Annotated in this window: 11 protein-coding genes; 4 read left to right on the forward strand and 7 right to left on the reverse strand. The window is 62.1% G+C overall.

What is annotated here, in order from left to right:
* Positions 1-32: 32 nt before the first annotated feature.
* Positions 33-824 (reverse strand): class II aldolase/adducin family protein, encoded by a 792-nt coding sequence (locus tag F0M18_RS15830; RefSeq protein ID WP_149612443.1) that lies wholly within the window; start codon positions 822-824, stop codon positions 33-35.
* A 111-nt stretch (positions 825-935) separates the two neighbouring features.
* Here F0M18_RS15830 and F0M18_RS15835 point away from each other — a divergent pair, with 111 nt between their 5' ends.
* Entirely contained in the window at positions 936-1,160 is a 225-nt protein-coding gene (locus tag F0M18_RS15835; protein WP_149612444.1) for a DUF1653 domain-containing protein, read from the forward strand.
* A gap of 11 nt (positions 1,161-1,171) precedes the next feature.
* On the opposite strand, the gene F0M18_RS15840 is transcribed toward F0M18_RS15835, so the two are convergent.
* The 4 genes from F0M18_RS15840 to F0M18_RS15855 are packed head-to-tail and all read right to left on the reverse strand — an operon-like array spanning position 1,172 to position 6,203.
* Complete coding sequence (locus F0M18_RS15840; protein WP_149612445.1) at positions 1,172-1,801, reverse strand: exosortase H-associated membrane protein; 630 nt, start codon at positions 1,799-1,801, stop codon at positions 1,172-1,174.
* Positions 1,785-2,294 (reverse strand): exosortase H, encoded by a 510-nt coding sequence (xrtH, locus tag F0M18_RS15845; RefSeq protein WP_149612446.1) that lies wholly within the window; start codon positions 2,292-2,294, stop codon positions 1,785-1,787. The genes F0M18_RS15840 and xrtH overlap by 17 nt, the downstream gene beginning before the upstream one ends.
* A gap of 47 nt (positions 2,295-2,341) precedes the next feature.
* The gene (locus F0M18_RS15850) at positions 2,342-3,526 is read right to left on the reverse strand and encodes a patatin-like phospholipase family protein (protein WP_149612447.1); all 1,185 of its coding nucleotides are present in this window, start codon (positions 3,524-3,526) and stop codon (positions 2,342-2,344) included.
* A gap of 10 nt (positions 3,527-3,536) precedes the next feature.
* Positions 3,537-6,203: a TonB-dependent receptor gene (locus F0M18_RS15855; RefSeq protein WP_149612448.1), complete on the reverse strand. Its 2,667-nt coding sequence runs from the start codon at positions 6,201-6,203 to the stop codon at positions 3,537-3,539.
* Positions 6,204-6,314: 111 nt separating this feature from the next.
* Here F0M18_RS15855 and F0M18_RS15860 point away from each other — a divergent pair, with 111 nt between their 5' ends.
* Positions 6,315-6,716, forward strand: a complete 402-nt coding sequence (locus F0M18_RS15860) for a YbaN family protein (RefSeq protein WP_149612449.1) — start codon at positions 6,315-6,317, stop codon at positions 6,714-6,716.
* Here the strand turns inward: F0M18_RS15860 and F0M18_RS15865 are convergent.
* Positions 6,700-9,381 (reverse strand): bifunctional acetate--CoA ligase family protein/GNAT family N-acetyltransferase, encoded by a 2,682-nt coding sequence (locus F0M18_RS15865; RefSeq protein ID WP_149612450.1) that lies wholly within the window; start codon positions 9,379-9,381, stop codon positions 6,700-6,702. The genes F0M18_RS15860 and F0M18_RS15865 overlap by 17 nt on opposite strands.
* Before the next feature lie 128 nt (positions 9,382-9,509).
* Between F0M18_RS15865 and F0M18_RS15870 the strand changes: the two genes are divergently transcribed.
* Complete coding sequence (locus F0M18_RS15870; protein ID WP_149612451.1) at positions 9,510-10,436, forward strand: histone deacetylase family protein; 927 nt, start codon at positions 9,510-9,512, stop codon at positions 10,434-10,436.
* 12 nt (positions 10,437-10,448) lie between these two features.
* Here F0M18_RS15870 and F0M18_RS15875 read toward each other — a convergent pair whose 3' ends face one another.
* Positions 10,449-11,720 (reverse strand): cation:proton antiporter, encoded by a 1,272-nt coding sequence (locus F0M18_RS15875; protein ID WP_149612452.1) that lies wholly within the window; start codon positions 11,718-11,720, stop codon positions 10,449-10,451.
* A gap of 189 nt (positions 11,721-11,909) precedes the next feature.
* Between F0M18_RS15875 and F0M18_RS15880 the strand changes: the two genes are divergently transcribed.
* Complete coding sequence (locus F0M18_RS15880) at positions 11,910-13,151, forward strand: cytochrome P450 (protein WP_149612453.1); 1,242 nt, start codon at positions 11,910-11,912, stop codon at positions 13,149-13,151.
* Positions 13,152-13,238: the final 87 nt, after the last annotated feature.

Here is a 13,238-nt window from a genome sequence, read left to right on the forward strand (position 1 = left end):
CATCCGGCCCACCGGATGAGGCCGCAAATAGCTTACTCAAGCAGTTCCGGCTGCTCGGCAATGATCACGTCGTACAGGGGCTGGAAACTGAACCAGCCCGCCAATGGGGAGCCGACGGTCTCGCGCGTGCCCAGCGCCACCTCATGCGGAATCAACTTCGGCTCACCCGCCGCCTCGGCCATAAGCTGCGCCTGGCAGCTGCGCTCCATGGTGATATACCACCAGGCCGCCGCATCAATGGTCTCGCCCACGGTAAGCAGGCCGTGGTTCTGCAGGATGGCGGCCTTGCGGCCGTCCAGCGCGGCGGCAATGCGCTCACCCTCGCTGTTATCCAGCACCACGCCGGAGAAATCATCAAACAGCACGTGGTCTTCATAGAAGGCACAGGCGTCCTGGGTCAGCGGGTCCAGGGTCTTGCCCAGCGCGGAGAAGGCCTTGCCGTATACGGAATGGGAATGCGCCGCCGCAGTGATGGATGGGTCGGACATATGAATCTGCGAGTGGATGGTGAACGCGGCGCCATTGAGCAGGCCCGCGCCGTGAACGACTTCACCCTTGTGATTGACCAGCAGCAGATCGGATACCCGCATCTGCTTGAACGAGCGCCCCATGGGGTTAACCCAGAAATGATCGGTCTGCTCCGGGTCGCGCACAGTGATATGGCCCGCCACGCCCTCGTCAAAGCCGAATTTGCCAAACACGCGCAATGCCGCCGCCAGTTTGTTCTTGCGATCCGCGCGGATCTCCTCCGGATTCTCGGTAGAGGGCAGGATTCCCTCCGCCGCGTCCATATTCATCACAATGTCATTGGCTGCATCGCTCATGAGACTCACCTCGGTTGGTTTGTTATCGGTACGCTTAAACTGCCACCGTGGCTCACGTACACTTGGCAGAAGCATTAAGCTACTTTCCACGCCACAGCACAAGGGCAGACAGTGAACGCAACACCGGAAGCCGGCATTTACCGGCACTACAAGGGAAACGAATACCAGCTCTACGAGGTGGCCACGCACTCCGAGACGGGGGAACAGCTGGCAATTTATCGCCCGCTCTACGGCGACCGCGCACTGTGGGCACGCCCACTGGCAATGTGGAGTGAAACCGTCACCACAGGGGGTATCACGCAGCCGCGATTTACCTTCCTGCGCCCAACGGAGTAACCCGGGCAGGACTAGCCCTGCGCGCGCTCCGTTGCCGGCAACAGGCTCACCAGGCCACGCATCAATGGTGTGTCGCGTGATTGCCAGGCCCATACTGAAATCGGCGCCACCGTCGGCACGATCAGGACGTTGAGCTGGTAAAACAGCGCGATGAAGTTGTCATTGGGCACAAATACACCCGGTTGCTCCATGAACAGGGCGCCGAGGGCCACCATCAGTTCCTTCAGGCAGATACTCAGCAGGCCGATCAGGATCAGGGGATAGAGCCACATCACCCCCGCGACAAAGCCGGTCAGGTAGTGCTGTTTGGGTGTGGCAAAGTGCAGCGCGGCGTAGAACGGCAGGGAATAGGACAGGATTCCCGGGTTTACCGCCAGTGCCAGCCGGTATTCGGACTGGTCCGGGGGTACCGGCCGGCCATCAAGCTCCCCAAATCGGGTCATCAGCACCACGTCTTCACCGTGAAACACCAGCCCCTCCACGACCGAGGGAAACCAGGCCGTCAGGATCATATCGGCAAGCCCGACCACGGGCATGGCCAGGGCACCCGCGACCAGGGTCCACAGGGCAAAGCAGGGCAGGATCAGGGCGAAGGCGAATAACAGGAACTGGCGCAGGTTGTGGTCACGCGGCAGCGGCATGGGCGCCCTCCTCCCCCGACCTGCCCAGGTAGCGCAGATAGAAAATGAACACCACCAGTACGTCGAGCATGATCAGCGCGGGCCACAGGTACAGATGCACCCAGGAGAAGATGTCCAGGTCCCAGTCCCCGAGGTAAAACAGGGTGATAATGCGCACGATGTTGAGCGCCTGAATGGTCAGGAAGCCCAGCGCAATGGCCAGAATGCGCGCCTTCCAGCTGGCCGGGTAGGCGACCACGGCGGCGATCAGCACGATGGCCGCTTCCACACCGTTGCAACCCGCCTCGATCGACACCGCAAAGCCGGTGTCGCGAAACTGCAGGATCTTGCCGTAAGCAATTACCGTGTCATCAAATGGCGCAATGATGGCCGCGCTGATAGTGGCAAGCATGCTGGTGAAGGGAATGATCACATGCTCCTGTACCGGGTTGAGCATTTCCAGCGAAAACAGTGCTACCAGCACGACAAGGAAGGTAATGACAAAACGTTTCAACGCGAGGGCCCCTGGATACTACAGCGGCCAGTTTAACACGTCAGCGGCTACACGCTCACTGCCGGTCGAGGCTGGAAGAAGGCTTCCAGCATGTCGCGCTGCTCCATGGCGTCGCGATAGCCGCAGGCGATTAACTCGCGGCAAAAACTGCCTTCGAACAGCAGGTAACTGGCCAGGCTGGTGCCACCGCCCTGGGGCGTGGCGCCGGTGATGCTGAGCACGCTGCGCATGGCCCGCGGCAGACTGCCAATGTGCCTGGACACCAGCTGGTCGATCTCGATCGAGGGGTTGATGCACAGGAAATCCACCAGCCGCAAGGCACCGGTGGACTTGTAGGGTGCCTCGTTGTGCACCATGCCGACCAGCTCATTGATGCGGGTCAGGTGGTCCATGTCATTTTCCAGTGCATCGATAAAGGCGCTGTTGAACACATGGCCCACCATGCGCGCCAGCGAGGGAGAGTGGTTTTCGTGGTGCACCTCGGGCGGGCGCTCGGGATTACCACTGACACCCACCACCATCACCCGTTGCGCACCCAGGTGCAGCGCGGGACTGATGGGCGACACCTGGCGCAGGGCGCCGTCACCGTAGTAGCTGTCGCCAATTCGCGTCGCCGGCAGGATAGTGGGAATGGCCGAGGAGGCCAGCAGGTGTTCAACACCAAGGCGCGTGGGCACCCCGCGGCGGCGTGAGCGCAGCCAGGGCAGCAGCACCGTGCCCTCGAGATCGCTCTGGTAAAACGTCACCGACTCACCGCTGTCGTAGCTCGATGCGGTCACCCCGATCGCGTCCAGCTGCCCACCGCGCAGGCGTTTCTCCAGATCTTCGAAATTGATAGCGCGCTGTAACAGCTCCGCCAGCGGCGCCGCGTCAAGCAGTGACAGGGGCTTGCTGATGCCGGTACCGCGGTGAAACAGTGAACCCACCAGCCGCAGCACACTGCGCAACAGGTCGAGGTAACCCGCGCGATACACCTGGTCAACGCTGAGGTTGCTCCAGATATACTCCACTTTCTTTACTGCCAGCCGGAAATTGTTGGCCGAGGCACCCAGCGCCACCGCGTTGATGGCGCCGGCAGACGTGCCGGTGATGATGGAAAACGGGTTGTGCGCACGCTTGGGCAATACCTCGGCGGCGGCCTTGAGTACGCCCACCTGGTAGGCCGCGCGTGCACCGCCACCGGTCAGGACCAGGGCAGTGCGGTCGGGCGCGGGCAGGCGTGGCGGGGTCATGACGCCATTGTTACCGGAAGTTGTAGCCGATTGCCAGGCCGTAGGTACGGGGCTCCAGGGTAAACACGTTTGTAAACAGCCCGGAGGACGGGCTGGACAGGTAGTAGCCCACAAAGTGGTCCTCGTCGGCGATATTTTTCACATAGGCGCGTGCATACCAGGATTCGTCCGGCGACAGCAGGTTGGCCTGCGCGTTCCAGATATCCCAGGCGTCTATGCGATCGATGTCGCGGTTGTACAGGCGCGTGTACATCTCATCCTGCCAGTAGTAATCAACCCGCAGCGACAGGCCGTAATCGCCCGGCAGGCTGGCGTTGTACTGCGCGCCCAGGCTGAGCGACCACTCCGGCGAGTTCAGCAGCTGGTTGCCGTCCAGGTCCTCCAGCACGCCGTCGGTCACCGGCAGGCCCTGGTCGGTCAGGCCGCGACAACTGTTGAACTGGCCGCCCACATCCAGCGCGGCAAATTGGTCCGGCGACAGCAGCACCACACAGTTGGTGGCCTGGGTATCATCCTTGATCAGGGTCACGTCATCACGTCCGCCGGTGGGATCGCGGGAGTCGATACTGGCGAAATCCTTGACCTCGGTGTGCAGGTAGGACGCGTTGGCGTTGAACTGCCAACTGGCACTGGGCGCGAACAGGAACTCGGCTTCCAGACCGTAGATCTCGGCATCGGTGTTCTCGTTGAAGGATGTGCGGTTGACGATCTTGGATGTCTGCATGCCCTCGTAGTCATAGAAGAAGGCGGAGAAATTGGCCTGCAGGGTGTTGTCCAGCAGGGTATTTTTCACGCCCGCTTCCCAGGCATCCACAAATTCCGGGTCGAAGGTCGCCGTCTGGCTGGGGAAGTCTATCGGGTCAAAGGGCGGGTTGAAGCCGCCGCCCTTGTAGCCCCGGGACCAGGAAGCGTAGGCCAGCGTGTCCTCGTTGACAGCCCAGTCGAGTACGACCCGGCCCGTCCACTCTTTCCATTCGTTGCTGTCGTTGCGATAGGCTACCGGGATGGGTTCATCGGCGCCCAGCGCCTGGAACAGCGGTGCACCGGTAGCCTCGTCGTTGTTGAGCAGGATCTGGCGGTCACGGATGTCTTTGGTATCGATGTTGTAGCGCGCACCCAGCGTCAACTTGAGGTCAGAGGTGAGGTCCAGGTAGAGCTCGCCGAACAGGGCCTCGGACTCGATCTTGAACTGCTCGGTATCGGTATTGAACTGGGGGCCCACCCAGCCAAAGCCGTCACTGAAATTCACGGCACCGGCCACCGCCGCCACGTAGTCGAAGCCGTTGGCGATGACCCAGTAATCATCCTGCATATCCACCTCCATGTAGAAGGCGCCGACCAGGAAGTTGAAGCTGCCGTCGTAATCCGACTGCAGCCGCAGCTCGATGGAGGATTGCTCTGACTCGCGATCCGACTGGTCGAAGGACTCCAGGCCCTGTGGCGTATAGGCGATGTTGCCACCCACGGACCCGGTAGCATTCGCCGACGGAGCAGACAGCGGCAGGCCCTCGCTGAACAGTGTGGCGTAGGTTTCCGGCGCCAGCACCTGCAGCAGCGCCGGCACTTCCAGCGGCACACCGACATTCCAGGTGTAGTCCATGCGCGAGAGTACGCTGGTCTCATGGTAGCCAGCCACCAGCGCCAGGGTGTGGTTTTCCATCTCGTGCTGGATATCCAGGGTCACCAGGGTCTCGTCGGCCTCGTAGATGGGGTCGAAGTCGGCAAACACCTTGCGCAAGTCCCGCGGCTCCTCGCCGGGATTGTTCGAGCCATACTCAAACAGGCCCAGGGGGCCAAGTAGTGCATCCGAGGCGAGTATGTTGGACAGCTGCGCACTGGGGTTGGGCTTCTCGAAGGCCAACCGGTCCGGGGAGCAGCCCAGCAGGCCGGTTGGGTCATTGCCGCACATCTGCTTCTGGCTGCGACTGCGGGTGCTGTCCTCGTCAAAGTAGGAAATCATCAGGTCGGCGGTGGTGCTTTCGCTCGACCAGTTGAATGAAGCGCGCAGTGAGTACTGATCGCGGCCATCGATATCGTTGCCGGTATACAGGTTCTCGGTATAGCCGTCCCGCTCCAGCCACAGGCCGGCGAAGCGCGCGCCCAGCTGGTCACCCAGGGGTACATTGATGAAACCCACCACTTTCTTGTGGTCGTAATTCCCGTATTGCGCCTCCAGGTTCCCCTCGAGGTCATCGGCGTGGGCGGTGCGCGTAATCATGTTGACCGCGCCACCAGTGGAGTTGCGGCCGTAGAGTGTGCCCTGGGGCCCGCGCAACACCGCGACCTGGGCTACATCGTAGTACTCGGTCTCGAACAGGCGCGGCGAGAAGACCGGCACCTCATTGACGTGGATGCCGACACCGGAATCGGCGGAGGCGGCGACCAGGTTGGTGCCCACGCCGCGGATCTGGAAGTTGTTACCGGTGAAATTGCCCTTGCTGTAATTGACGTTGGGGGCGGTAAAACGCATATCGCCAAAACCCACAATCTGGCGCTCGCGCATCGCGTCCTCGTCGAAGGCGGTGATGGCGATCGGCACATCCTGCACCGACTCACTGCGCTTCTGCGCAGTAACAATCACTTCTTCCAGTTGCGCAACGGCGGGCAAAGGCGCGATCAAACAGGTGGCGAGAGCAAAAACCAGTGGACGCTTCTCGGGTGCAAAATACCCCTTCATACAGACTCCTCATTTATTAGAATTATGCAAGCAGCGCGAATACTGTGGCACAGTGTCCGCAGAAATTCATCCCCGAAACGGTCGTTTTTGAACTTACACAGGTAGACGCCATTGCGACGGACGCTTTACAAACCCCTGGGCCTTGCCTGCCTCGCGCTGGGTGCCGCCGGCGTGGTGCTGCCGGTATTGCCGACCACGCCCTTTGTGCTGCTCGCGGCCTGGTTCTTCGCCCGCTCCTCGGAAGCCTGGCACCAGCGGCTGCAGGACAGCGAGCTGTTCGGGCCCATGATTCGCAACTGGGAAGAGCAGCGCTGCGTGTCGCGGCGGACCAAGTGGGTGGGGATCGGCTCGATGCTGCTCGCCGGCGGCGCCTCGATCGTGTTTGCCCTCAGCAACCCGTGGGCGAGGGCCGGCACCGCGGCATTGATGCTGGTGGGGGCTATCGTGCTCGGCTCAATCAGAACCTGCCCGCAGGCAGCCGACACCGCGCCGCCAGCTAGAGGGAGCGAGTAACCAGGGTCACTTCCGGGTCTTCGGCGCTGCGCATGGCACGGAAACCCAGCTGCTTGCACATGCGCAGCATGCGCGCGTTCTGCGACAGCACCTCGCCGATCATGGTGTCCAGGCCGCGCTCGCGCGCCACGTGCATCAGCCGCTCCATGAGCTTGGGGCCGACGCCCCTGCCCTGCCAGGCATCGGCAACGGTGAGGGCGAACTCACAGGAACTGCCGTCCGGGTTGATGGTGTAACGCGCCACACCGAGGAATGAAGGGCGCGCGTCCGCACCCGGGGCAATGGCCACCAGCGCCATCTCCCGGTCGTAGTCGATCTGCGTAAAGCGGGCCAGCATCTCCGGCGTGAGCTTGTTAAGGCCGTGCATGAAACGGAAATACTTGGACTGCGCAGACAGGTTGGTGACGAAATCCTGCTCCTTGCGCGCGTCCTCCGGGCGGATAGGGCGCACCAGCACCTCAAGGCCATCCGCCAACACCATGTTGCTTTCCAGGTTGGCCGGGTAGGGGTGGATGGCCATGTGCCCGTAGCGCACGGTGCTGGCGGCCGGCGCCTTCACGGTAATGCGCGCGCCCACCGCTACCACACCATCCTCGTCCACCAGCAGTGGATTGATGTCCAGCGTGTTGATGCTCGGCAGCTCACAGGCGATCTCTGACACCCGCTGCAGCATCCGCGACAGCTCGCCCAGGTTTGCTTCCGGAAAACTGCGGAACTGGCGCAGGAAGCGTGACGCCTGGGTGCGATCAATCAACTCCCGGCTGAGGAAGTCATTCAGTGGCGGCAGTGCAACCTGGTTGCCTTCGGAGAGCATCTCGATCGCCGTTCCGGCTGCGCCAAGGTGAATGACCGGACCAAAAACAGGGTCCCGCGCGATGGCGACCATCATCTCCCTGGCATGGGGCCGGTCGATCATCGGCTCTATGCAGACGCCCTGGATACGCGCCTCGGGCACGCGCTCGGCCACCTCGCGGGTGAGTTCCTCGTAGGCCTGGTAGATACTGCGCGATTCCCGGATGTTCAGGCGCACCCCGCCCACATCTGACTTGTGCAGGATGTCCGGTGAGTTGATCTTCATCGCCACCGGCAGGCCGAGGTTCTCTGCCGCCACCAGAGCATCGACGGCGTCGTGGGCGTTGATGCTGGGCAGCACCGGAATCTTGAATGCGCGCAGGATGGCCTTGGACTCAGCCAGGGTGAGTATTTCCCGACGCTCCGCCAGGGCATGATCGATGATGGCCTGCGCACCATAGATATCCGGCCTGTCGTTTTCCGACAGCGGTTCCGGTACCTGCAGCAGCGCGCTCTGGTTGCGGCGGTAACTGGCCAGGTAGGCAAAGGCGTCGACTCCGCCTTCCGGCGCAATGAAGTGCGGGATGCCGGCGTCCGTCAGGCGCTTGCGACCGGCAGCCACCAGGCGCTCGCCCATCCACGATGCCAGTACCGGTTTGCGCCCGCCCCTGGCGCCATCGATGACGCCCTGCGCACAATCGTCGGGGTCGGTAAAGCCCTGGGGCGTGCACAGCACCAGCAGGCCGTCCACATTCTCGTCCCGCAGGATGATCTCGGTGGCCGCTCGATAGCGCTCACCATCGGCGTCACCGAGAATATCCACCGGATCACAATGCGACCAGTGCGCCGGCAGCACGGCGGAGAGGGCCTCGACCGTGGACTCTGCCAGCGGCGCCAGCGGCACCCCCTCGCTGCCCGCCCAGTCAGCCGCCATAACACCGGGACCACCGCCGTTGGTGAGCACCGCCAGCCGCGATCCCTTCACGCGTGCACCGGTGGCGAGAATGGTGGCGGCAGCAATCAGCTGGCTGACCAGCGTCACCCGGACGGCGCCGGCACGGCGGATGGCCGCATCAAAGACCTCGTCACTGCCCAGCGGCGTATGGATATGGCCGAGCGCCGCGCGCTTTCCCGACTCGTTACGACCGGACTTGATCACCACTACCGGCTTCAGGCGCGCGGCAGCGCGCAGGCCGCTGAGAAACAGGCGGGCGTCGGTAATCCGTTCCACATACAAGAGGATGCTGTTGGTGTGTGGGTCCTGGGCGAGGTAATCCAGCATATCGCCAAGCTTCACCGCGCTGGACGCACCCAATGAGGCCACGGCGGAAAAACCGAAATTATTGCTATCTGCCCAGTCCAGCAGCGCCGAGCAGAACGCCCCTGACTGTGTCACCAGCGCCACTTTACCGCGGGCCACCGGGCTGCGCGCGGACGACACATTCAGCTGGTTTACGGGGCGCACGACGCCGAGGCACCTGGGCCCGACCAGGGCGATGTCATAGGCGCGCGCAATGTCTACCAGTTCGTTCTGCAGTGCCAGACCGCGCTCCTGGGTTTCGGTGAAGCCGCCTGACAGCACGATGGCGGCCCTGACCTTGCGCTCACCACACTCGCGCAACAGGCCCGGCTGGGCTTCCGCCCTGGCGGCGATCACCGCCAGCTCAACAGGCCCGTCAACGTCGGCTATACAAGCCCGGGCGGGGATGTCCGCATCCGGCGAGCAGTCGGGCATGACCGCGTGCACGGCACCCTGGTAACCGGCCGCGCGCAAATTATGCAGCACCTGCAAACCGATGCCGCAGTAAGTGCTGTCGCAGACCACCGCCACCGAGGCCGGGCTGAAAACGCTTTCAAGATAGTGTTTGCTCATAGACTCCGCTGTCTGCGGTGAGCGTGGCCACCGGCGACTGATCCAGCGCAAAGTATAAGCACAAATTCCGCATGTTTGTTGCACGTGCTGCTGACAGCGTGCAAGATCACGAAAACTGGAGCGCATTTATGAGTATCGGTTACATCACCCACCACCACTGCCAGATGCATGAGATGGGCGACTACCATCCCGAGCAGCCGGCGCGGCTGACGGCTATCAACGACCGCCTGATTGCTACCGGCCTGGACATGGTGTTGCGTCAGTACGATGCCCTGCCCGCTTCCCGTGAACAGGTGGCGGCAGCCCACGAATCCGCCTATATCGATACCGTGTTTCGCAAGTCCCCCGAGCACGGGCACGTGTCGCTGGACGGTGATACCAGCATGAACCCATTTTCGCTGCAGGCGGCGCTGCATGCGGCCGGCGCGGTGGTGCAGGGAGTGGACAAGGTCATGTCCGGCGAACTGACCCAGGTGTTCTGCGGCGTACGCCCGCCCGGCCACCACGCCGAGCGCGACAAGGCCATGGGCTTCTGCCTGTTCAACAATATCGCCGTGGGGGCGTATCACGCCCTGGAAAAATACGGCCTGGAGCGCATCGCCATCGTCGACTTCGATGTGCATCACGGCAATGGCACCGAAGACATCGTCAAGGGCGATGAACGCATCCTGTTCTGCTCCAGCTTCCAGCACCCGCTGTACCCGCACACCGGCCACGGCACCAGTGCTGCCAATATCACCAATGTGCCCCTGCCCGCAGGCTGCGATGGTCCGGCCTTTCGCAGTGCCATCAGCGAACACTGGTTACCGCGCCTGGCGCAGTTCCAGCCGCAACTGGTGATGATATCTGCCGGCTTCGATGCACATCAGGCGGATCCGCTGGCGGATTTCAACCTGGTGGATGAGGACTTCGCCTGGGTTACACGGCGCCTGTGTGAGCAGGCCGACGCCAGTGCCGAGGGCCGGATCGTGTCCTCACTGGAAGGCGGTTACGACCTGCATGCACTGGCGCGCTGTGTAGAGGCGCACCTGAAAGCAATGCTCGGGGACGCATAGAACCCAGCTGACCTAAAACCGCGCCAGCCTCGGTTTCAGCAGCGCCGGGCCAATGACAGTAGAGAGCAGGACCACCATGACCAAGGCGCTGTAGGTTTCAGTGCGAAACACGCCCTGCGCGAACGCAAACGCTGCGAACACCAGGCCTACCTCGCCCCGCGGCACCATGCCGAAGCCAATCCCCAGACGATCAAAACCAGGCCCCCTGACCAGGAAGCCGGCGGCGCCCTTGGAGACAACGGCGACCAGCGTGAGTACGACAATGGTGAGCAACATCACCGGATCGAGCAGCACTTCCAACTGCACCAGCGCGCCAATGCCGACAAAGAAAATGGTGATGAGAATATCACTGATGGGCCGTATCAGCTCCTCGAGGGTATGCTTCTGCAGGGTGTCGCCAACCCTGAAATCCACATCGTCCAGCAACAGCCCGGCCACAAAGGCGCCTATCAAGGGCGCAAGGCCGGCAAACGCCGCCAGTTGCGCGAAACCCAGCGCCAGGCAGAAGGCAAATCCGGTCCAGATACTGGCGTGCTTGGTCAGCGCCAGCATCTGCACCATTTCCGGCATCAGCCGCTGGCCGATGTACAGGGCGCCGGCAAAAAACAGCACGGCCTTGACGATAATGATGAACAGGTCGGCATAGGCGAATTCACCACTGGTCGCGATACTGGCCAGCACCGCGAGCAGCATGATGCCGAGCACATCGTCGATCACCGCGGCACCGAGAATCACCTTTGCGGAATTCGATTTGATCACGCCGTGCGATTCGAGCAACTTCGCGGTAATACCCACAGAAGTGGCAGCCAGCATGGCGCCCACGAACCACCCTTGCAAGCCTCCATCGATCCCCATGGCGTAGGCTGCGGCCAGACCCAGTAACACCGGCAGCAGCACCCCGGCACAGGCCACCGCGGCGGCATTACTCCCCACCCGCAGCATGTCCTTCATATCGGACTCCAGGCCCACCAGGAACAACAGCAGCACCAGGGCCAGCTCCGACGAGTAGGTCATGAACTGACTCTCGCGCAGCAGGGCGCTGAAGTTGAAGTCGATGCCGACCAACGCCAGATTGCCAAGCAGGATACCGGCCGATATCTCGCCCACCAGGTTGGGCATGCCAAAGCGCTCGAACAGCAGGCCACAGGCATCCGCCAGGGTAATCATCAGGATCAGCGCCAGTGACGTGCGCGTGAACTCCTCGCTGGCACCATTGGCCCAGGCCAGCGAGGGCAGCAGCAACGCCGCCACCAGTAACACGCCTATGCGCTTGCCTCGTTTCAAGTAAATACCTTGCCCTTGTTGTTAGAAAAGTCATGACAGGGATAGGCACATGCTAGCACGCAGCCGCCGCATCTGCCGCGCAGCGAATACGGTGGTGGCGGGAAGCGGACACACGGCGATTTATCCACTTGCAGAGAAAGTAGACATATGTATACTTTTGCCTCCGTCCTGTTTCTTCCGGAGTGAGTCATGGCCGAAGCCGCCACCACCCTGCCCCCCGTTGCGGAGATTTTTAATCCCCACTCGGAGGCTTACATGAATGACCCCGTGCCCCAGTGCCTGGCGCTGGCCGCCCGCGGACCGCTGGTCTGGTATGAGCCCTGGCAGGCCTGGATCATGACACGCATGGACGACATCATGCGCTGCTGGAAGGAAGAGCCACTATCTTCCGATTTCTACGACTGGGAGTTCGCACCACCGCGGCCACCGGAAGATGAATGGAGTAACTTCGAGCGTGCGATGATCGGCCACAGCCTGCTGGCAGACCACGATCATCACCGCCTGGTGCGCAAAGTCACGGCACCGGCCTTTTCGCGCAACGTGGTTGACAACATCCAGGCCAAAATCGAGCCCGAGGTAAAGAAACTCTTTGACCGACTGGGCCAGCCGGAGACCTTTGACTATATCGAGGAAATCGCCAACCACATTCCCTTCATTTCCATCACCCGCATGGTTGGCATCCCGGAGAAGTACTGGCCGCAGATCAAGCAGGTGATCCTGACCTTCACCGAGACCTGGAACCCGACCATCTCCGATGAACAGCGCGAGGCCGCGCGCCAGGACTCCAACCGCGCTATCGATATCATCAAGGAAGTGATCGCCGAGCGACGCCAGGACCCGGAGCAGGACGATTTCCTGTCCACGCTGCTGCGCATCGAGGCGGAAAACGAGGGCTTCGAGGAAGGCGACATCATCACCCTGATCCTGGCGCTGATCGGCGCCGGTGCGGACACGACCCTGGTCGCGCAGCAGTGGTCGGTCTACTGTCTGCTGAAGAACAAGGACCAGGTTGAACAGGCGCTGGCGACGCCGGAAAGCTTCGCCAACGCGTTCAGTGAAATCAATCGCTGGGGCGTGTCATCAAAGATGGGCTTCGCGCGCTATGCGCCGCGGGATATGGAGTTCATGGGCGAAAAGCTCCGTCGCGGGGTGATGGTACTGATGATGCCGCACCTGAAAGACTATGACCCCGATTACTACGACGACCCGGAAACCTTTGACGTGAACCGCGAGTTCGACCCCGATGTGATGTTCGGCTATGGCCCACGCTACTGCATCGGCGCGGCCCTGGCCAAGCGCCAGCTATACCTGACGCTGACGGAACTGTTCCGTCGCTTCCCGAACATCGAACTGGCGGAAGAGCCGGAACGCGATCCCAACGACCACAACGCGATTGTGTTCAAGCGGCTGTTGCTGCGCACCAACGCCTAGACCCGGGAATTCTCTTCCCGGGCACCTCGCAGGCGAATAACGCGGCCAGCGCTGTGTTATTCGCCTGTACCGTTACCTCTACCCAGC

Origin of the sequence: Pseudohalioglobus sediminis (assembly GCF_008370495.1) — a bacterium.
Classification (GTDB): Bacteria; Pseudomonadota; Gammaproteobacteria; order Pseudomonadales; family Halieaceae; genus Halioglobus.

Bases quoted from the DNA above. Each gene is read 5' to 3' on its own strand.
- F0M18_RS15850 (WP_149612447.1), bottom strand. From the start codon at position 3,526: ATGACCCCGCCACGCCTGCCCGCGCCCGACCGCACTGCCCTGGTCCTG.
- F0M18_RS15830 (WP_149612443.1), bottom strand. From the start codon at position 824: ATGAGCGATGCAGCCAATGACATTGTGATGAATATGGACGCGGCGGAG.
- F0M18_RS15840 (WP_149612445.1), bottom strand. From the start codon at position 1,801: ATGCCGCTGCCGCGTGACCACAACCTGCGCCAGTTCCTGTTATTCGCC.
- F0M18_RS15865 (WP_149612450.1), bottom strand. From the start codon at position 9,381: ATGAGCAAACACTATCTTGAAAGCGTTTTCAGCCCGGCCTCGGTGGCG.
- F0M18_RS15855 (WP_149612448.1), bottom strand. From the start codon at position 6,203: ATGAAGGGGTATTTTGCACCCGAGAAGCGTCCACTGGTTTTTGCTCTC.
- F0M18_RS15880 (WP_149612453.1), top strand. From the start codon at position 11,910: ATGGCCGAAGCCGCCACCACCCTGCCCCCCGTTGCGGAGATTTTTAAT.
- F0M18_RS15870 (WP_149612451.1), top strand. From the start codon at position 9,510: ATGAGTATCGGTTACATCACCCACCACCACTGCCAGATGCATGAGATG.